Origin of the sequence: Maritimibacter fusiformis, assembly GCF_008086115.1 — a bacterium.
Taxonomy (GTDB): Bacteria; Pseudomonadota; Alphaproteobacteria; order Rhodobacterales; family Rhodobacteraceae; genus Muriiphilus; species Muriiphilus fusiformis.
Genome location: NZ_VSIY01000006.1, coordinates 101,992 through 119,508, shown reverse-complemented (window position 1 = coordinate 119,508; position 17,517 = coordinate 101,992). Strand labels below are relative to the sequence as shown.

General features: G+C 66.3%; 19 protein-coding genes and 1 tRNA gene. 5 read left to right on the top strand and 15 right to left on the bottom strand.

Annotated features, from left to right (window positions below):
- The first annotated feature begins 71 nt into the window (after window positions 1-71).
- Together FVF75_RS09490 and FVF75_RS09485 are read left to right on the top strand one after the other, a co-directional pair.
- Complete coding sequence (locus FVF75_RS09490; RefSeq protein WP_148377735.1) at window positions 72-977, top strand: MBL fold metallo-hydrolase; 906 nt, start codon at window positions 72-74, stop codon at window positions 975-977.
- A gap of 65 nt (window positions 978-1,042) precedes the next feature.
- Window positions 1,043-1,117, top strand: a tRNA-Asn gene (locus tag FVF75_RS09485).
- Between the two features lie 131 nt (window positions 1,118-1,248).
- Here the strand turns inward: FVF75_RS09485 and FVF75_RS09480 are convergent.
- Genes FVF75_RS09480 through atpD form a run of 9 tightly spaced genes read right to left on the bottom strand, consistent with a single transcriptional unit; the run spans window position 1,249 to window position 7,820 of the window.
- Complete coding sequence (locus FVF75_RS09480) at window positions 1,249-2,181, bottom strand: F0F1 ATP synthase subunit gamma (RefSeq protein WP_148377734.1); 933 nt, start codon at window positions 2,179-2,181, stop codon at window positions 1,249-1,251.
- Window positions 2,165-3,694 carry a F0F1 ATP synthase subunit alpha gene (locus tag FVF75_RS09475; protein WP_148377733.1) on the bottom strand — a complete coding sequence of 510 codons (1,530 nt, stop codon included), beginning with the start codon at window positions 3,692-3,694 and terminating at the stop codon, window positions 2,165-2,167. The genes FVF75_RS09480 and FVF75_RS09475 overlap by 17 nt, the downstream gene beginning before the upstream one ends.
- On the bottom strand, window positions 3,684-4,460 hold the full coding sequence (locus FVF75_RS09470) for a F0F1 ATP synthase subunit B family protein (protein ID WP_148377732.1): 777 nt from the start codon (window positions 4,458-4,460) through the stop codon (window positions 3,684-3,686). Before FVF75_RS09470 ends, FVF75_RS09475 begins: the two co-directional genes overlap by 11 nt.
- A gap of 2 nt (window positions 4,461-4,462) precedes the next feature.
- Window positions 4,463-4,753 carry a F0F1 ATP synthase subunit C gene (locus FVF75_RS09465; RefSeq protein WP_148377731.1) on the bottom strand — a complete coding sequence of 97 codons (291 nt, stop codon included), beginning with the start codon at window positions 4,751-4,753 and terminating at the stop codon, window positions 4,463-4,465.
- On the bottom strand, window positions 4,750-5,451 hold the full coding sequence (locus FVF75_RS09460) for a F0F1 ATP synthase subunit A (RefSeq protein WP_148377730.1): 702 nt from the start codon (window positions 5,449-5,451) through the stop codon (window positions 4,750-4,752). Before FVF75_RS09460 ends, FVF75_RS09465 begins: the two co-directional genes overlap by 4 nt.
- Window positions 5,451-5,741: an N-ATPase subunit AtpR gene (locus FVF75_RS09455; RefSeq protein ID WP_148377928.1), complete on the bottom strand. Its 291-nt coding sequence runs from the start codon at window positions 5,739-5,741 to the stop codon at window positions 5,451-5,453. The genes FVF75_RS09460 and FVF75_RS09455 overlap by 1 nt, the downstream gene beginning before the upstream one ends.
- A complete protein-coding gene (locus FVF75_RS09450; protein WP_148377729.1) occupies window positions 5,741-6,028 on the bottom strand; it encodes an AtpZ/AtpI family protein in 288 nt (95 codons plus the stop codon). Before FVF75_RS09450 ends, FVF75_RS09455 begins: the two co-directional genes overlap by 1 nt.
- Window positions 6,025-6,435, bottom strand: coding sequence for an ATPase (locus FVF75_RS09445; protein WP_148377728.1), 411 nt, complete (start codon window positions 6,433-6,435; stop codon window positions 6,025-6,027). The genes FVF75_RS09450 and FVF75_RS09445 overlap by 4 nt, the downstream gene beginning before the upstream one ends.
- Window positions 6,432-7,820: a F0F1 ATP synthase subunit beta gene (gene atpD, locus FVF75_RS09440; protein WP_148377727.1), complete on the bottom strand. Its 1,389-nt coding sequence runs from the start codon at window positions 7,818-7,820 to the stop codon at window positions 6,432-6,434. The genes FVF75_RS09445 and atpD overlap by 4 nt, the downstream gene beginning before the upstream one ends.
- A 310-nt stretch (window positions 7,821-8,130) precedes the next feature.
- Here atpD and FVF75_RS09435 point away from each other — a divergent pair, with 310 nt between their 5' ends.
- Window positions 8,131-8,553, top strand: a complete 423-nt coding sequence (locus tag FVF75_RS09435) for a hypothetical protein (RefSeq protein WP_148377726.1) — start codon at window positions 8,131-8,133, stop codon at window positions 8,551-8,553.
- Between the two features lie 7 nt (window positions 8,554-8,560).
- On the opposite strand, the gene FVF75_RS09430 is transcribed toward FVF75_RS09435, so the two are convergent.
- From FVF75_RS09430 to FVF75_RS09415, 4 genes are all read right to left on the bottom strand, one after another.
- Complete coding sequence (locus FVF75_RS09430; RefSeq protein WP_148377725.1) at window positions 8,561-9,790, bottom strand: acetate/propionate family kinase; 1,230 nt, start codon at window positions 9,788-9,790, stop codon at window positions 8,561-8,563.
- The gene (locus FVF75_RS09425) at window positions 9,783-10,748 is read right to left on the bottom strand and encodes a bifunctional enoyl-CoA hydratase/phosphate acetyltransferase (RefSeq protein ID WP_148377724.1); all 966 of its coding nucleotides are present in this window, start codon (window positions 10,746-10,748) and stop codon (window positions 9,783-9,785) included. Before FVF75_RS09425 ends, FVF75_RS09430 begins: the two co-directional genes overlap by 8 nt.
- Window positions 10,749-10,775: 27 nt before the next feature.
- Complete coding sequence (locus FVF75_RS09420) at window positions 10,776-12,683, bottom strand: PHA/PHB synthase family protein (protein ID WP_246138052.1); 1,908 nt, start codon at window positions 12,681-12,683, stop codon at window positions 10,776-10,778.
- Between the two features lie 153 nt (window positions 12,684-12,836).
- Window positions 12,837-13,271: a DUF2267 domain-containing protein gene (locus FVF75_RS09415; RefSeq protein ID WP_187393031.1), complete on the bottom strand. Its 435-nt coding sequence runs from the start codon at window positions 13,269-13,271 to the stop codon at window positions 12,837-12,839.
- Window positions 13,272-13,777: 506 nt separating this feature from the next.
- Between FVF75_RS09415 and FVF75_RS09410 the strand changes: the two genes are divergently transcribed.
- Complete coding sequence (locus FVF75_RS09410) at window positions 13,778-14,218, top strand: host attachment family protein (protein WP_148377722.1); 441 nt, start codon at window positions 13,778-13,780, stop codon at window positions 14,216-14,218.
- 120 nt (window positions 14,219-14,338) lie between these two features.
- Complete coding sequence (locus tag FVF75_RS09405) at window positions 14,339-14,950, top strand: HPF/RaiA family ribosome-associated protein (protein WP_148377721.1); 612 nt, start codon at window positions 14,339-14,341, stop codon at window positions 14,948-14,950.
- A gap of 146 nt (window positions 14,951-15,096) precedes the next feature.
- Here the strand turns inward: FVF75_RS09405 and FVF75_RS09400 are convergent, their stop codons facing one another.
- Window positions 15,097-16,263 carry a hypothetical protein gene (locus tag FVF75_RS09400; protein WP_148377720.1) on the bottom strand — a complete coding sequence of 389 codons (1,167 nt, stop codon included), beginning with the start codon at window positions 16,261-16,263 and terminating at the stop codon, window positions 15,097-15,099.
- Window positions 16,260-17,510: a metal-dependent hydrolase family protein gene (locus FVF75_RS09395; RefSeq protein ID WP_148377719.1), complete on the bottom strand. Its 1,251-nt coding sequence runs from the start codon at window positions 17,508-17,510 to the stop codon at window positions 16,260-16,262. Before FVF75_RS09395 ends, FVF75_RS09400 begins: the two co-directional genes overlap by 4 nt.
- Between the last annotated feature and the right edge of the window lie 7 nt (window positions 17,511-17,517).

The window sequence follows — 17,517 nt, the reverse complement described above, 5'->3', positions numbered from 1 at the left end:
CCGGCCAGGTCGTCACGTCGCGCTTGCACCGCCAGGCCCGGTCGGCTTTGGTCGCGGCGAAGGAGACAGCCATGACCGCCCCCGCGCCGCCGACCGGCAGGATGCAGAGCATCGCCCCCGGCATTCGCCGCATCATCGCCCCGAATCCCTCGCCGATGACGCTCTGGGGCACCAATACCTTTATTCTGGGCGAAGGCGAGGTTACCGTGCTCGACCCCGGCCCGCCGATCCGCGCCCATTACGACGCGATCCTCGCAGGGCTCGCCGCCGGCGAACGGGTGGCCAGAATCGTGGTCACGCATGCCCATATCGACCACTCCCCCCTCGCCCGGCCCCTGTCCGAGGCGACCGGGGCAAAAGTGCACGCCTTCGGCCCCGCCACCGCCGGCCGCTCCGAGGTGATGCGCGATCTGGTGGCGCGCGGCATGTCGTCGGGCGGCGAAGGCATCGACCACGATTTCGTGCCGGACGTTCCGCTTGAGGATGGCGAACGGGTCGACATCGGCAACGGGATGTGGATCGAGGCGGTCTGGACTCCCGGCCACCTCTCGAACCACCTGTGTTACGCGTTGGACGACGCGCTTTTCACCGGCGATCACGTGATGGGCTGGGCCTCGACCCTGATCTCGCCGCCGGATGGCGACCTGACCGCCTTCATGTCCTCCTGCCGCAAGCTGGCCGCCCGAGACGATCGCATCCTCTACCCCGCCCACGGGGACGAGATCGCCGACCCGGCCGCGCGCCTGGCCTGGCTGATCGCTCACCGCGAAAGCCGCGAGGCCGAGATCCTGGCCGCCCTCGCAAGCGGACCGGCCACTGCCACCGAACTGACCCGCGCGATCTACACCGACACGCCGCTGGCCCTGATCCCGGCCGCCGAACGCAACGTTTTCGCCCACCTGATCGACCTCACCAACCGCGCCATCACCCGTGCCACCCCGCGCCTGAACATCAACGCCCGCTTCCATCGCATCTGAAGCGAAAAATCTGCCTCCAACCCCTTGCGCCGCCCATGCCTTGTTGCTACATCGCCCTCGCGTGTTCCGGCGTAGCTCAGCGGTAGAGCAGTTGACTGTTAATCAATTGGTCGTAGGTTCGATCCCTACCGCCGGAGCCAAAAATCCTCAGCAAGTCAGATGACTGCGCGACATCCTGCAAGAGATCGCGCCGGGCGCCGCGTGCCTGCCGCCCGCGAACAGGCTCGTTGCGTCCGTTTGCCTGCCAATCCGCCTGGCCCCCCTGTCCCGTCTACCCCATGTTTTCCGCACTGGCAGGGGCTCCCTGTTCCCGGCGTTTCTTTCGTCGGTCGCGGTCCTTCAGCGCCTCGAAGCCGATGATCACGTCCAGGAGTTCTGTGGTGATCTCGCTCTGGCGGACGGATCGTGTTTCCGCGGTCAGAGCCTCCAGTTGTTCGTCGACCGACTGTTCGGCCTGGCTCATCCGCGCGAGCCGTGCCGCATTCTCGGTGACCAGCGCCTCGGCGGCGGCGCGGTAGAGGTCGGCGAACAGGTAGCTGCGGATCAGCGCCGCCAGAAGCCGGTCGGGCGGAAGGCTGAACCGGGGCAGGCTGCGTGAGGTCCAGGGGCGTTTGGCAAGCGCGCCGATCAGGACCGGATCGAGCGGTAAAAGGCGCCGGGTTTCAGGTGTTTGCTGGCCGTAAGCGGTGCGTTGCATGAACACCAGCGACACGGTGATCGCGCCGGTTGCACTGGATCGGCGGACGGCGTCGAGCCGGGTGATCAGGCTGCTGGCTAACCGCGCCAGGCCGTCCGCGGTGGCGGGCGGCAGCAATGTTTCCTCGGGCGGGATGCCCTGCCCGATCAGGGCGTCTTCCATCTGCGCGCCGACGCAGATCACCCGCGTGGCCTGCGGATCATCCATCCCGAGCGCGACCTCTTCGGCCAGAACCTCGTTGTAGTTGCCGCACAACCCGTGGTCGGAGCCGAAGGCGATGATCACCGGCACCGCGCCCTGGTCCGGCTCATCCGGCAGCGGGCCGTTGCGGTGCAGGAACGCGTGGAACCCGTCGAGCACCGTTTCGCGATAGGCCTCGATCGCGTGGGCGGCCTGTTCATAGGGGCGGGCGTTGATCGCCGACATGGTCTTCATCGTGCGCACGATGCCGCGAATGCTGCGCATCGTCTCGGTGCGGTGCGTCAGAAGTTCAAGCGTTTGCGCCATCGGCCCCTGCCCTCGTCGCCATCGCCTGTCGGGCCAGATCCACGACCCGCACACGCGTCTCATCGGTCAGCTTGCCGTCTTCGGCAAGGAGTGCCGCCAGACCGCAATCATCGGCCCGGATCGCCGCGCGGATCACGTTCATCGCCGGCGCGACCTGCTTTTCGTCCAGATCATCGAGCAACCCCTCCATCGCGGCCAGCAGCACCGCAAGCTGTTCGGTGGCTGGCATCGGATCACGCTCGGGCTGGCGCAGCGCCGCACGCACGGCGGCACCGCGCGCCAGACGGGCCCGCGTGGCCTGATCCAGCCTCGTGCCGAACCGGGCGAACCCCTCAAGCTCCTCGAACTGCGACAGCGTCACCCTGAGGTTGCCCGCCACTTCGCGGAACGCGCGCGCCTGTGCCTTGCCGCCGACGCGGCTGACCGACACGCCCAGATCGACAGCGGGGAACTGGTTTTTGCGCACGAGGCCGGGCGACAGGTAGATCTGGCCGTCGGTGATCGAGATCAGGTTGGTCGGGATATAGGCGGACAGGTTCTCGGCCTGCGTCTCGACCACCGGCAGCACGGTGATCGAGCCGCGCCCGCCGGTGAACTGGCCGGCGCGCTCCAACAGCCGCGCATGGACATAGAAGATGTCGCCCGGAAACGCCTCGCGTCCCGGCGGGCGGCGCAGGAGCAACGACAATTCGCGGTAGGCATGGGCGTGACGGGTCAGATCGTCCATCACCACCAGCACGTCGCGGCCCTTGGCGGCGAAATACTCGGCCATCGACATGGCGGCATAGGGCGCGATGTAGACCAGCCCCGGCGCGTCTTCGTCACCGGCGGCAATGACGATGGAATTGTCCATCATCGCGCCATCGCGAAGCGCACCGATCACGCTGGCCACCGCGTCGCCGCGCTGGCCGATGGCGCAATAGATGCAGATGACGCCGGTGCCCTGCTGGTTGAGGATCGTGTCGACCGCGATCGAGGTCTTGCCGGTCTGGCGGTCGCCGACGATCAACTCGCGCTGCCCCATCCCCACCGGGACAGCGGCATCGATCGCCTTCAAGCCTGTCGCAAGCGGGCGCATGACGGCGGAGCGGTGCAGGATATCCGGCGCCTCGATCTCGATCGGGTGCAGGATGGCCGCATCGACCGGCCCGTGCTCGTCGCGCGGCTGGCCCAGGGCATTCACGACCCGGCCCAGAAGCGCCGGGCCGACCGGGACGCTGACGACCTCGCCGGTCCGCCGCACATCCTCGCCCAGGCGCAGGTCATCCGACGGGCCAAGCAGCACGACGCCAAGCCGGCCCGGCTCCAGGTCGAACACGATCCCGCGCACGCCCGAGGCGAACTCGAGCAGCTCGTCCGACAGCGCCCGCGCGAGGCCGGTGACGATGGCGATGCCGTCGCCCACCTCGGCCACGCGGCCGATCTCGCTGACCCGCGGGGCGGGCGGCGGGCTGTCCAGCAGCGCCTGCACCAGATCGCGCGTGGTCAGGACCGGTCCGGCGTCATGCGGCATCGGTCGACCCCTGCGTCACCTGTGTCGCGGCCCGCCCGGCCCGGTCCTCCAGCACCGCCTCGAGCCCGTCGAGATAGCTGTCCAGCGTCCAGCCGACCTGCGCCCCGCCCAGCCGCAGGTTCAGACCGGGCCCGAGCGACGGGTCGGTGTCGAAGCGCAGCGTGAAACCCGGCAGGACCGAGGCGGCCTCGTTGACCAGGCGCTCGGTGGCTTCGGGCGAAAGCGGCGCGCGGGTCAGCACCACGGCCTCGCGGCTGTCGCCGGCGGCGTCGCGCAATTCGTCTGCAACCTCGCGAAGCCGTGTCACGGTATGGGCGACGATGCGTTCTTCGAGCGTTTCGTCGGCAAGGTCCGACAGCGCCTTGCGGGTAAGCGACAGCAGCGCCTCGGCGCCGCTTCGGTGCAATTCGGCAGTGAACCTGCGCGCCTCCTCGGCGCGTTGCGCCTCGCGCTCGGCCTCTTCCCGCGCCAGGCGTTTGCGGGTCTCGGCCAGGATCGCGTCACGCTCGGCCTCGGCGGCGGCGCGGGCCTCGTCCAGCGCACCGGCCTGCCCGGCGCGCAGCTTGGCGATCAGGGCCTTGTGCTCGGCCTCGGCGGTCTCGGCAGCCTCGCGGATCTTCGCAGCCTCGGCCATCCGTTCGGAAATCTCCTTTTCCCGCGCGTCGATCCCGTCAAGGATCGGGCGATAGAGAAACCGCTTCAGCAGCCAGATCAGAACCAGGAAGTTGACGATCTGGGCGCCGACCGTGATCCAGTCGATCGACATCTCTAGCCGCCCGTGCCGGGTGCTGCCGCTTCAAGCGCCGCATTCCAGAACGGGTTGGCGAACAGCAGGATCATCGCGACGACGAAACAGTAGATCGCGGTGGATTCGATCATCGCGAGGCTGACGAACAGGGTGCGCGACAGCGTCGATGCCGCATCCGGCTGTTGCGCGATGGCGTTGAGCGCGCTCGAGGCCGCCCGGCCCTCGCCAAGCGCCGGGCCCAATGCGCCGAACGAAACGGTGAAGCCCGCCGTGAGGATCGAGATTGCGGCGATGATGGCAAGGTCGGTCATGTCTGTTCCTTTGCGTTTTTGGCATCGTCCGGTGGCGCCGGGGCCGTGGCGGACGAGATGTAGACGGTGGCGAGAATGGCGAAGATGTAGGCCTGGATGACGCCGGTCAGCAGGCCCAGCATGTCCATCACCACCGGAAAGAAGAAGGGGGCGACGCCCAAGAGGATCGCGGCGATCACCGCGCCGCTCATGATGTTGCCATAAAGCCGGATGGCGAGCGAGATGCCGCGCGAAACCTCACCGATGATGTTGAACGGCAGCATGAAGACGGAGGGCTCCAGATATGTGCGCAGGTAGCCGCGCACACCCCGGCTGCCGATGCCGAACATCGGCACTGCCACCAGCACCGACAGCGACAGCGCCGCGGTCGTCGAAAGCGAGGCGGTGGGGGAGTCGAAACCCGGCACCACCGTCAGCAGGTTCGAGACCACGATGAACAGAAACAGCGTGCCGGTGAAATAGAGCAGCCGCCCGTCGCGGCGTTGCGAGATCTCCTCGATCTGGCTCTGGATCAGGCCCACGATCACCTCGAGCGTGGTGCGCCAGCGGTTCGGCGGCACATCCGGGCGCAGGTTGCGGGTGATCAGCACCGATACGCCGGTCAGGAGCGCCATGATCACCCAGGTGTTGACGATCGTGGCGTTGATGGCGATGCCGCCGAGGGTGAAGATGATGGTGTCGTCGGGGGTCAGTTCCATCACGCGGCCTCATGCGCCGAGCGGGGGCGCGCGAAGGCGATGATGCCGAAGCGCACGACGAGGAAGGCCAGCGCAAAGCCCGCGAGGCTTGCCGCCCCCTGCCCGGCCACCAGCCAGCCGACCGCCAGCAAGGCGCCGATGCGGATGACGCCGCTTAGAAACAGCACCGGCAACGGGTGCCGCGCGCGCAGGGCCAGTCGCATGCCCCAGGCCAGACCGGCAAAGAACAGCGCGCTTGCAAGCGCACCGGCCAGCGCGCCAAGCCCCAGCATGGTCCAGTCAATTGCCATCATTTTCCGTCTCCTTCCTTGCCGATCCAGCCCCAGGCGATGACCGCGCCCACCACCACCCCGCCAAGCAAGAGCGCGATGGTCCACGAGAAATCCTGTGGCGCCACGCGGTCCAGCCACATCCCGAGGAACGCGCCGCCCACGGTCGGCACCGCGATCGACCAGCCGATCATGCCGAAGGTGCCGATGCCGCGCAGCGGGCTTGGCCCCGGATTGTCGCGCGCCGCCTTCATGCGCCGCGCGCGCTGGCCGATGTCCTTGGCCGATTTGTCGTCTTCATCGCTCATGAGTGCGGCTTTCGAAGGCTGGCAAACCGTCGCACCATGTCGGCCTCGAGCCGCGACAGGGCGGCACGGGCGACCTTTTCCTCGTCTTCAAGCCCCGCGAAACTGTCCGCGACGGTATCGCGCAAGGCGTCCAGGTCGTCGCTTTCCACGCCGCGGCGCACCACCACGTCGAGCTTGTGGCCCTTCTTGACCAGCAGCCCTTCGTCGATGCCGAAAATCCGTTCGTCCCCATCCGGCAATCTGATCAGCAACACCGACGCGACCAGTTCGGTCACGAAATCCACATGGTTGGGCAGAATACCGAACCCGCCATCGGCCGCTTCACCGCGCAGGCCCACCGCCGTCCCTTCGAACAAAACGCGCGAGGGCAGCCGCAGACAGACCTGCATTTCCGTGGCCATCGTCATGCCGCACTCGCCTTCAGTTCGGACAGCGCGCCGATCATGTAATAGGCGCTTTCCGGCAGGTCGAAACTGGACTGGGCCAGGATCTCCTCGCAGCCGTCCAGCGTTTCGGCAATCGTCACCAGCCGCCCCGTGGTCCCCGCCGAGGCGGTCACGGTGAAGAACGGCTGGGTCAGGAACCGCTCCAGCCGGCGGGCGCGCGCGACGGTGGCGCGGTCATGGGCCGACAATTCCTCGATCCCCAGCATGGCGATGATGTCGCGCAATTCCTCGTATTCCGCCAGCGTCCGGCGCACCGCGCGGGCGATGTCGTAGTGTCGTTGCCCCACGACCCCCGGCGTCAGCATCACCGAGGTCGAGGCCAGCGGGTCGACCGCCGGATAGAGCCCTTCGCTCGCGCGTTTGCGCGACAGCACCACCGAGGCCGACAGGTGCGAGAAGATATGCGCCGCCGCCGGATCGGTGAAATCGTCGGCGGGCACATAGACCGCCTGGATCGACGTGATCGAGCCCTTGCGCGTCGAGGTGATGCGTTCCTCCAGCGCCGCAAGCTCGGTCGCCAGTGTCGGCTGGTAGCCGACCCGCGACGGCATCCGGCCCAGAAGGCCCGACACCTCGGACCCGGCCTGCACGAAGCGAAAGATGTTGTCGATCATCAAAAGCACGTCCTGGCCGCGGTCGTCGCGAAAATACTCGGCCATGGTCAGTGCCGAATGACCGATGAGAAAGCGCACGCCCGGCGCTTCGTTCATCTGGCCAAACAGCATCACCATCTTGTCGCGCACGCCCGCCTCGCCCATTTCGCGCCACAGCTCCTCGGCCTCGCGCGAGCGTTCGCCGATGCCGCAAAACAGGCTGACGCCGTGGTGATGCTCGACCGTGTTGTGTATCAACTCGCTGAGCAGAACCGTCTTGCCCACGCCCGCGCCGCCGAACAGGCCGGTCTTGCCACCGCGTTCGATGGGCGACAGCAGGTCGATGGCCTTGATCCCGGTCTCCAGCACCTCGGCGCGCAGCACGCGTTCGGACAGGGGCGGCGGTGGCCGGTGGATCGGGCGATGCGCGCTTGCCACCGGCGGCGGCAGCCCGTCGAGTGGCTCGCCAAAGATGTTCAGCATCCGGCCCAGCACCGCCTCGCCCACCGGCACCTCGATCCCCGCGCCGCTGGCCGTCACGTCCACACCCAGCCCCAGGCCCCGCACCGGGCCGAGCGCGATGCAGCGCACGACACCTTCGCCGACCAGCGACGCGACCACCATGGCGACACCGCCGGCATGCACCAGATCGTTGATGCGCGGCGCCTTGCCGGTAAAGGCCACGTCCACGACACCGCCGCGCACGGCGACGACGGTTCCGGCCTGGTGGCCCGTGTCGGTTCGACCCTTCATGCCTTTCTCAACCTTTCGCAGTCTCGTCCATCTGCGCGCGGCGTTGCCACGGCCTGATCGCGCGGTCCCTGCCCGGCCGACCGCAAGCCCCGCCGACCTTGCGCCATCGCGCCACCCGCCACATTGATCTGTATTAAACATATTGGCATTTGTCGCCTGCCCTCTCGCGCAGTGGTGCGGATCGGCGGGGCCAGTCCACCGATCCGCCGGCAAATGAAAGACCGGCGAGTTGACCTGGATCAGTGCATTCCGCGCCGGAAGCGGCTAGGGTTCGTGAGCTTCCCCGAACATCGCAGGAAAGGACTGCAAGATGGCATCCCGTGAGAACACCACCGCGGCCGATGAGGACGCGCTGAACGCCGCTCAGGTGGAATTCAGCCTCAACCCGGCTTTCTTCGCACCCCGGGCACAGGATTACTGGACGGCTCAGGAACAGATCCTCAAGGAGCTTGAAAACTTCACCTCGGCCTGGTTCCGGCGCCGGCATGATGCCGCGCGTTCGATGGTCGAGGCCCGCAGCCGGATCGCCTCGGACGCCCCGACAGACCCGGCAAGCGTGATGCGGGAGATCTCGGAGTGGCAGACCGGCGTGATGGAGCAACTGGCCCAGGACGCCAAGGAATACGCCGACATGATGGCGCGATGCGCCGGTGCGCTCGTGCAGGGTGCGGGCGTGGCGAAGGGCGAAATCGACGGCGAACCGGAAAAGGCCGCGACACCCGACAAGCCCTGACCGACACTCACCTGCGGCGGCGTTCATCACGGCCGTCACGCGCGGCACCTGCGGCCAGCACCTTTTGCGCCGCTCGCGCCAGCACCTGCTCTTCGTCCGTGGCGAGCACCAGGACCGGGAACCGGCTTGACGGCGTTGTCAGGCAAGGCCCGCCTGCCCGGTTCGCCGCCTCGTCCAGCTCCGCCCCAAGCCACGCCAGTTCACCGACCAGGCGCGCGCGCAGGGCGGGGATGTGTTCGCCCATGCCGCCGGTCAGCACCACGGCGTCAACTCCGCCCAGGGCCGCCGCCAGCGAGCCGAAGCTGCGCCCGCAGCGGTAGACGAAGAAATCCACCGCCTCGGCAGCCTCGGGGCGGTCGCTGGCCAGCAGGTCGTTCATCTCGCCGCTGATGCCCGACACGCCCAGCAGGCCGGAGCGTTCATAGAGAAGATCGCGCACCGCCTCCGGGCTGTAGCCGCGATCCATGATCAGATGCAGCACCACGCCGGGGTCGAGCGCGCCACTGCGCTGGCCCATCGGCACGCCATCGAGCGCGGTCAGCCCCATCGTGGTGGCGATGCTTTGCCCGTTCCTCATCGCGCACATGCTGACGCCCCGCCCCAGTTGCGCCACGATGACCCGCTTGGCCGCCAGATCGGGATAGGAGCGGCGCAGCGCGCCCGCGATGTAGTCATAGGACAACCCGTGAAAACCGTAGCGCAGGATGCCATCGTCGCTCAACGCGCGGGGCAGACCGAAAATCTGCGCATGGCGCGGCTGCGTGCGGTGAAACGCCGTGTCGAAACACGCGATCTGCGGAATATCCGGGAAGTGTTCCTTGAGCCGCCGGATCGGGCGCAGGTTGTGCGACTGGTGGCTCGGGGCCAGCGGCTCCAGTTTTTCGAGGCCCGCCAGCACGCCGTCATCGACCAGCACCGGCGCGGCGTGATCCGCGCCGCCATGCACGATGCGATGCGAAAAAGCGGCGATCCTGCCGATGCCGGACAGGTCATCCAGACGCGCGAGCATATGCGTCAATGCCTCGGGATGGGCATCGTCGGCGCTTTCGGGCGCACCCAGGTCGGTCTCGTGCTGCGTGCCGGTGGCGGGATCGCGCTCGGTCAGAGCCATGCCGTCCGGCAGCCCGCGAATGTGAAAGCTCCTGATCGGATGCGGACCATCGTCGGCCAGGCGAAAGACGCCGCAGCGCAGGCTCGACGACCCGGCGTTGAAGGTCACCAGCAGGGTTTCAGACATCGACCGCGCTCCCGGCCCGCTTGGCGGCCACGACAAGTCCGACCAAGGCGGCAGAGGCGCAGCGCTGTGCCACCGTGTCGGCCCGGCTGGTCAGCGCGATCGGGACCGCCGCCCCCATAACGATGCCCGCCGTTTCGGCATGGGCCAGGTGGTCAAGATCCTTGACCAATATGTTGCCCGAGACCAGGTCCGGCACGATCAGGATATCGGCCTGGCCCGCGACCTTGGACACGATCCCCTTGATCGCCGCCGCCCGTGGCGAGATCGCGAGGTCCATCGCCAAGGGGCCATCGACATCGGCCCCCGTTATGGTGCCACGGTCCGCCATCTTGCTGATCGCGGCGGCGTAGACGGTCGACTCGATCTCTTCGTTGATGTTCTCGGAGGCCGACAGAAGTGCGACCTTCGGGCGCTCGATCCCCAGCGCATGGGCGAGGTCGATGGCGTTGGAAGTGATATCGCGCAGCGTCATCAGGTCCGGCCGGATGTTGATCGCGGCATCCGACACGAACAGCAGCCGCGCATAGCTGGACACGTCGATCACGAAGACATGGCTCATCCTGCGCTCGGTGCGCATCGCCTTTTCCGCGATCACCGCCCGCATCAGCACATTGGTTTTCAAGGCGCCTTTCTTCAGTCCATCGACCTCGGCGATCGCGGCCAGATTGACCGAGACGCGGGCGGCCTCTTCGGGGGTTGCGGCCGCAACGATCCGGGTCGTGCCCAGATCGGCGCCGGCCTCCTCGGCGGCCTGCCTGATCTGTGCCTCCGGGCCGACCAGAACAGCCTCGATCAGGCCCCTTTTCTGGCTCTCCAGCGCACCGTTGAGGCTGGGGGCGTCCACCGGGCAGACCACGGCAACCCGAACCGGGCCGACCTCGCGCGCCAGGAGTTCGAGCCGTTCCAGCCGGTCCAGCCGAAAGCCTGCCGGCGTGTGTGCGGTCGCGAATTCAGTCATGGTGATCTTTCGTGTCCTGGGGGCCGGTCAGCGTTGGAAGACGTAAGTGCCGGGCGCATCTTGCAGCGCGCCTGCCCCGCTGTCAGCGCCGCCCATCACCGGCGGCGCGCCAGTGCCGCTGGACTGCGCGCGCAGCCAGGTCACGAATTCCGGCCACCACGACCCATCGTTCACCGGCGTCCGGGTGCGCCAGTCCTCGGGCGGCACGTAGTTGGCCGCGTTGGGCGTCACCGTCATCTGGTAGGTGCGCCCGGCATGGCCGGGCTCGCTGACGATCCCGGCGTTGTGCCCGCCCGATGTCAGCACGAAGGTGATTTCGGTGTCCGACAGGATGTGCAGCTTGTAGACCGATTGCCACGGCGCCACATGGTCGCCGGTGGTCGAGACGCAGAACACCGGCACGGAAATATCCGTGATCGCGACCGGCTTGCCGTCCACCTCGAACTGGCCCTGCGACAGCTGGTTTTCGAGGTAGAGATTGCGCAGGTATTCGCTGTGCATCTTGTAGGGCATCCGGGTCGCATCGGCGTTCCAGGCCATCAGGTCGAACATCTCCTGCCGCTCGCCCATGAGGTATTCGCGGACATTGCGCGACCAGATCAGGTCGGTCGAGCGCAGCAGTTGAAACGCCCCGGCGATCTGCTTGGTGTCCAGATAGCCCTGATCCCACATCATGTGCTCAAGGAACGACACCTGGCTTTCGGTGGTGAAAAGCTGCAATTCGCCGGGGTCCTTGAAATCGACCTGGGTGGCCAGCAGGGTCATGGATTTCAGCCGGTCGTCGTGATCGCGCGCCATCTGCGCCGCCTTGGCCGACATCAGCGTGCCGCCGAGGCAATAGCCCACACCGTGAACCTTCGTGTCGGGAACGATCCCGCCAACCGCGTCCAGCGCATCGCTGACCGCGTCGATATAGTCCTGCATCCCCAGGTCGCGATCCCCGGCATCGGGGTTGCGCCACGAGATCATGAACACGGTAAAGCCCTGTTCGACCAGGTAGCGCACCAGCGAATTGTGCGGCGACAGGTCGAGGATATAGTATTTCATGATCCAGGCCGGCACGATCAGCAGCGGCTCGGAGGCGACGGTCTCGGTCTCGGGCGCATACTGGATCAGTTCGAACAGGTGCGTCCGGAACACGACCTTGCCCGGCGTCACGGCGACGTCGCGCCCCGGCAGGTAATCCTCGGCCCCGACCGGGGGCTTGCCCGCGCTCGACCGCTGCCAATCCTCGATCAGGTTCTGCATGCCGCGGACCAGGTTGGCGCCGCCTTCACGGGTGGTCTGGGCAATCACCTCGGGGTTGGTCCAGAGCGTGTTGGAGGGCGACAGCATGTCGAGCACCTGGCGCGCGGCAAAGGACACCACGCGCTCTTCGTTGCGCGACATGCCGTCGATGTCGTTGGTGGCGTTGTACCACCATTGCTGGGTCAAGAGGAAATTCTGGTAGATCAGGTTGAACGGCCATTGCTGCCATTCGGGGGCATCGAACCGCTTGTCATGCGGCAAGGGCAGGATGCAGGGGTCCACCTGGGTCTGGCCTGCCTGCTGTCCGGCGGCAACCGCAAGCCGTGTCGCCTTTCGCGCGGCTTTCTCGGCCAGTTGCACCTGCTTTGCGGGCGAGCCGGCCAGATGCACCCACCAGTTGAAAAAGCTCGACGACAATCCGAACGGCGTCACCCCCATCGTGAAGCGGGCCAGATGTGCCTTGGTGGCGTGATCGAGGCTTTGGGTGCTGTAATTGTCGGGGCGAACCCGGTCGCAGCGCAGGCTCAACTCCGGCGAGATCGGTTCCATGGACGGGTCGATCTCGGGCGACTTGGGGTCGGGCGATTTGTTTTCGGCACTCTTTTCAGGCCGGGGATGGATCGGAAGAACCTTGCCTGACTGGTCTTCTTTTTTCTTGCGCGACTGCGACATGGTTTTTCCGTTCATCGTTCGAATTCCTGCGGGCACAACCGCACGGATAAACGGCCACGGATGCGGCCATCACCATCCATGAAGTCATCGCATGTCGCTCTTGCAATGCCGGTGCGCCAAAGGGTCGCCCACCCAACCAGCCGCCGTGCCCGGATATGCAGGCCCAATTCAGTCCTGCGGAAACAACGTGCGTATTTCCTCGGGCACCATCCGCTTGATATCCTCCACTTGCCCTTTCGGCACCCGTGCCGCGATCATGCCCAGAACCGCGCGCGCCGCGCCTTCGGGGTTCATGTGAATGGCCCCTTCAAGTGCATCCTCCACCTTCTTCAGAAATTCCGCCCGCGTGCGAAAGCTCTCGGGCTTGCCGCTGGGACGGTAGTTTTCCCAGTATATTCCGCGAATAAGAAGCGGCAGGTTCGAACTGAGGTCAAACGCCTCGTCCACGGTCAAACGGTCGCGCAGCGCCCAGAGCACCGAACGCAGGGCGTGAAACTGTCGCTGCGTGTCGGGGCCGACCGCGTCGCTCTTGCCCACGTCGTTCAGCCAAAGATGGGTTTGTTGCAACGTCCTGTCGAACGTATCCAATCCGGTCTGGGTCATCATATTCACCTTTTCTGTCGTGGCTGGGAGCGCGTCGTGATCTGTTTTCCGAAGCATCCCCGGCCAGGGCCGGGTTCTACGCGCTTCGGTCACTCAAACGGGCAGAAGCGCCCGCCAAAATAATCGACGCCGCCGGAGTGTGGTGTCCGGTGGCGCGGTGCGGTCGCTTTCGGTTCTGGTCGCGACCACAAGCCTCCGGCTTTTCGACGGTTTGCGCAAGGCGGGTAAAAAAAATGGGCGCTTTGACGCCGACTGCTAAAAAAAACGAGGCAGGAGGGCAATTGCCGATTTGGCGAACGAAAAATCGCGGAATATGCAGCGCGTCACCTCGGCCAGTGGTCAACGTCCCGCGCTAAGATATCAAGCCTTCCCGGCGCGACAACATCGCCCGTTGTAAGCCCCGCGGCCAAGGCACATCTACTATAGTAGAGGGTATCCACGTTCATGCGCGATGTGACCGTGGATCGTGTAAACACCAAAATCCGTTGCTGCGAAGGAATTGCGTGATGAAGCTGAAGACTGACACTTGGGTCGTTGTGGCCAATGGCAACAAATATCTTCTCCTCCAGAATTTCGGCTGGCCCGATCATCTCGATTTGCGTGTGATGAAACATGACGAGATCGACGTGCCGCAGACCCAGGACCTCGCGCGCGACCGAGCCGGGCGCGAGCAGGCGAAATATCGTCCGGGAAGCTCGGGCCACAAGCAGGTCGATGCGCACGAGGCAAGGGAAACGGCTTTCGCCAAGGCGTTGGTCGCCAAGCTGAATGAACGGGCACAGCAGAAACGGTTCAAGGATATCGTGATCATTGCGGACCCCGAAACCCTGGGCGAAATGCGGCCGACATATAGCGGGCAGCTCAAGGAGCTTCTGGTCGGCGAAATTCCGAAGGATCTCACGAATCTCACGATCCCCGATATCGAGGCGGTCGTGAACGCGGCCTGACGACCCGGGGCGGGCAAACCGGCACCAGGGCAGCCGCCCTGGCGGCTTTAATCTGCAAGACCGCCGGTTTCGCTCACCTTTCGATGGACACCGGCGGCCCCGTTTTCAAGCCGATCCCGCGTGACCGGCATTCTAACTACGATTGACAAGGAGCATCAGATGCAAATCCCCCTTGAACTGTCATTTCAACACCTTGAACCCGAAGACGAGATCAAGGACTACGTCCGCGAAAGGGTCGACTACCTCGGCCAGCTCTACGACGGCATCACAAGCTGCCGGGTCCATGTTGCGTTGCCGCAGCACAGCAAGCAGACGGGCCACACCTATGACATCACGATCGAGGTCAGGGTTCCCGGCACGGAACTGGTGGTCAGCGATCGCAAGGGCAACCGGCCCGAGCGCCAGCATCTGCGCATCGCATTGCGCGATGCCTTTGCGATCATCGAGCGCGATCTGAAGATCTATCGGCAGAAGATGCGCGGCGAGGTCAAGACGCTCGACGGGATGCTGCAAGGCACGATTGCCGAGATCCGGCATGACAGGGACTTCGGGCAGATTCAGGCCACCGATCGCAGGCTGATCTATTTCCATCGCAATTCCGTCATTGACGGCAGTTTCGACAAACTGAAGGTCGGGGATACCGTCGAACTGGTGGCACGCCATGACGATAGCGAGATCGGCCCGCAAGCCAGCACCGTCCGCCAGATCAGCCCCCTGAAATATCAGCCGTAGCGGCGCGAGGGGCGCCGGGTCGGGGCGCAAAGGACGATTGGCCGCCCGCGAATCCCTGGGGGTCGCGGGCGGAAAGGACGGCCGTGTCACGCGGGCGTTTGCGCGCTGTCGGTTATGACATCCCGCGCCGCGCCGGGCGTCAGAGGTCAGTCGACGAGGGCCGCCTGCAATGTCGCGGGCGTGTGCATCCGGTCATAGAGTTCCGTCACCACCGCACGCCGGTCGCGGCCCCGCGTTCGGTCGAGGAACCGTCGCACCGCGTCGTCACCGCACCAGTAGGCATACAGGAACGGCGCGCGCAGCTCGTGTGAAAGGAACGCAAGCCGGCGTTGGGTCTTGTGCGCGTCCTGATAGGAACCATCGGCAATCGCGTTTGCGGCATCCTCGATGGACTTGCCCTGTTCGAACACCATCCAGGCCGCATTGCAGCGCAGCGCGCTGCGCAACCGTTGCAGGGCGATACCGGCCACATCCTCGGGGCCGTCGATCCAGTCGAGCAGGTCGATGCCGTTGTCGGCGATGCCTTCGAACAGTGGGCTCGAGGCCGAATTGGTGACCACCTGGGCCCCCTCGAGCGACATCTCTCCGCGCGCCACCAGCGCCTCGCGCCGGGCCAGGTGCACCAGGTGACCGGGAAACGCCTCGTGGGTCGCCAGGTGCTTGAGCGCGGCCTCGGTATAGTCGAACTCCAGGTTCAGCCACAGCCGTCGCCCCGGATAGTCGCAATAGGCCGAATAGGGCTTGTCGTGCACGCCGACCGGTTCGATCCAGTCGTCACCGATATCCAGCACCAGGCGGCGCGACCGCTCCTGCGCTTCGCGCGAAAGGGCGGCGAGTCGCGCGATCACCTCTGCCTCCGGCACCCGGCGGTCGGCTTCCCAGCGGCGCACGTCCCCGGCAAGATCCCCGGTGCGATACCCCAGCGCGTCGAGCGCATCGCGCAATTCGGCGCGGTAGCCGTCGAGCACGGTATCCGGGATCACCGTGGTGACGACGCGCAGTTGATCCTTGAGCCGTTGGGCAAAGCCGATCCGCTCGCCCGAGAACATCCGCGCCAGCGAGATCACCGACCCGGTCATTTCATCCAGCCAGCCAGCCGCGTGGGCATCCGTGGCCTCCGACGCGATCCGCGCGTGCAGGGCATGCAACGCATCGAGCGCCTCGGCCCAGTCCCGCAGCGGACGCGGCGCCACATCCGCGACCGCGACCGGGATCAGGCCCTCGCTGTTCAACTCCGACGCCTCGGTCAGACCGTCGCGGTAAAGCCGGTCGACGCCGGCGGTCAGTTCGGCAAGGTCGCGTCCAAGCGTCATCGCCCGCCCTCCCCCAGCGTGTTCTTGAAGAACCGGCCCCGCGTCATGATCGCGCACAAATGCGCCCCGTCGCCGGCCAACAGCGAAATGTCGGTCAACGGATTGCCGTCAAGCACCAGCAGGTCGGCCGAGGCACCCGGCGCGATCACCCCGGCCTCACCCTCGAGACCGCAGAGCGCCGCCCCGGTCAGGGTCAGTGAGCGGATGATCTCGGCGGGGTTCAGAACCTCCGCCAGCAGGTCGATTTCGAGGCAGTGATACTTGCGCAGTCCGCCCAGCAGATCGCTCCCGAACGCCATCGGCAGACCGGCTGCCCGCATCCGCTCCAACGACCTGCGACCGCCCTCGCGCACCGTGTCGATCTTGGCGATGCTGTCGGCCCCGAGGCCAAGGGCCGCGCCTTCCCGTGCCAGCGCCTCGTAGGCGACCAGCGTGGGCACCGCGACACAGCCATGCTCGGCGGCAAATGCTGCGGTTTCGGGCTCGATCAGGTTGCAATGCTCCAGCGAATGAACCCCGAGTTCGACGCAACGCCGGATCGCCCGGTCGGTATAGACATGCGCCGAGACGTAGAGGCCGGCATTCTCGGCCTCCTCTACCGCCGCCAGGATCTCGTCGCGCGAGAACTGGATCGAGTGGATCGGGTCATTGGGCGAGGAGACGCCGCCATTGGCCATGATCTTGATGAAGCGCGCGCCCTCCTTGATGTAGGTCCGGCAGACCCGGCGCACTTCGTCGACCCCGTCGACCAGCACCCCCATCGACCCCAGCCGTTCGGACATGATGCCGGGCCGGTCGTCGGTGCGCGCGCGAAGGTCGCAATGGCCGCCGGTGGTTGAAAGGCCCTTGCCGCAGATGATCAGCCGCGGCCCGGCGATCAGCCCCTCCTCGACGCCCAGAACCAGCCCGTGATCGGCGCCGCCCAGGTCGCGGATGGTGGTGAACCCACGCGACAATGTCTCTTCCATCACGCGGGCCGCGCGCAGGGCGGCAAGCGAGCTCGGCGCGATCATGTTGTCCCACAGCGCCAGGGTCTCGGCGACCACATGCATGTGACAGTCGATCATGCCGGGCATCACCACGCGGCCGTCCAGCGCGATCTCGCGGGCGCCGTCGGGTGCCGGGGTGCCGATGCCGGTATCGGCGATCCGGCCGTCCTCGATCCGGATCGAGACGTTGTCGGTAAGCGCACCGGCGGCGGGGTCCAGCAGCCGGGCGCCGGTCAGAACGAGGGTGTCTTGTGTCATGGTGTCC

Bases quoted from the DNA above. Each gene is read 5' to 3' on its own strand.
- FVF75_RS09430 (WP_148377725.1), bottom strand. From the start codon at position 9,790: ATGTCTGAAACCCTGCTGGTGACCTTCAACGCCGGGTCGTCGAGCCTG.
- FVF75_RS09475 (WP_148377733.1), bottom strand. From the start codon at position 3,694: ATGCCGCATGACGCCGGACCGGTCCTGACCACGCGCGATCTGGTGCAG.
- FVF75_RS09470 (WP_148377732.1), bottom strand. From the start codon at position 4,460: ATGTCGATCGACTGGATCACGGTCGGCGCCCAGATCGTCAACTTCCTG.
- FVF75_RS09480 (WP_148377734.1), bottom strand. From the start codon at position 2,181: ATGGCGCAAACGCTTGAACTTCTGACGCACCGCACCGAGACGATGCGC.
- FVF75_RS09410 (WP_148377722.1), top strand. From the start codon at position 13,778: ATGAAGCTGAAGACTGACACTTGGGTCGTTGTGGCCAATGGCAACAAA.
- FVF75_RS09465 (WP_148377731.1), bottom strand. From the start codon at position 4,753: ATGACCGACCTTGCCATCATCGCCGCAATCTCGATCCTCACGGCGGGC.
- FVF75_RS09455 (WP_148377928.1), bottom strand. From the start codon at position 5,741: ATGGCAATTGACTGGACCATGCTGGGGCTTGGCGCGCTGGCCGGTGCG.
- FVF75_RS09425 (WP_148377724.1), bottom strand. From the start codon at position 10,748: ATGACTGAATTCGCGACCGCACACACGCCGGCAGGCTTTCGGCTGGAC.
- FVF75_RS09395 (WP_148377719.1), bottom strand. From the start codon at position 17,510: ATGACACAAGACACCCTCGTTCTGACCGGCGCCCGGCTGCTGGACCCC.
- atpD (WP_148377727.1), bottom strand. From the start codon at position 7,820: ATGAAGGGTCGAACCGACACGGGCCACCAGGCCGGAACCGTCGTCGCC.
- FVF75_RS09490 (WP_148377735.1), top strand. From the start codon at position 72: ATGACCGCCCCCGCGCCGCCGACCGGCAGGATGCAGAGCATCGCCCCC.
- FVF75_RS09450 (WP_148377729.1), bottom strand. From the start codon at position 6,028: ATGAGCGATGAAGACGACAAATCGGCCAAGGACATCGGCCAGCGCGCG.
- FVF75_RS09435 (WP_148377726.1), top strand. From the start codon at position 8,131: ATGGCATCCCGTGAGAACACCACCGCGGCCGATGAGGACGCGCTGAAC.
- FVF75_RS09420 (WP_246138052.1), bottom strand. From the start codon at position 12,683: ATGAACGGAAAAACCATGTCGCAGTCGCGCAAGAAAAAAGAAGACCAG.
- FVF75_RS09445 (WP_148377728.1), bottom strand. From the start codon at position 6,435: ATGACGATGGCCACGGAAATGCAGGTCTGTCTGCGGCTGCCCTCGCGC.
- FVF75_RS09400 (WP_148377720.1), bottom strand. From the start codon at position 16,263: ATGACGCTTGGACGCGACCTTGCCGAACTGACCGCCGGCGTCGACCGG.
- FVF75_RS09415 (WP_187393031.1), bottom strand. From the start codon at position 13,271: ATGACCCAGACCGGATTGGATACGTTCGACAGGACGTTGCAACAAACC.
- FVF75_RS09460 (WP_148377730.1), bottom strand. From the start codon at position 5,451: ATGGAACTGACCCCCGACGACACCATCATCTTCACCCTCGGCGGCATC.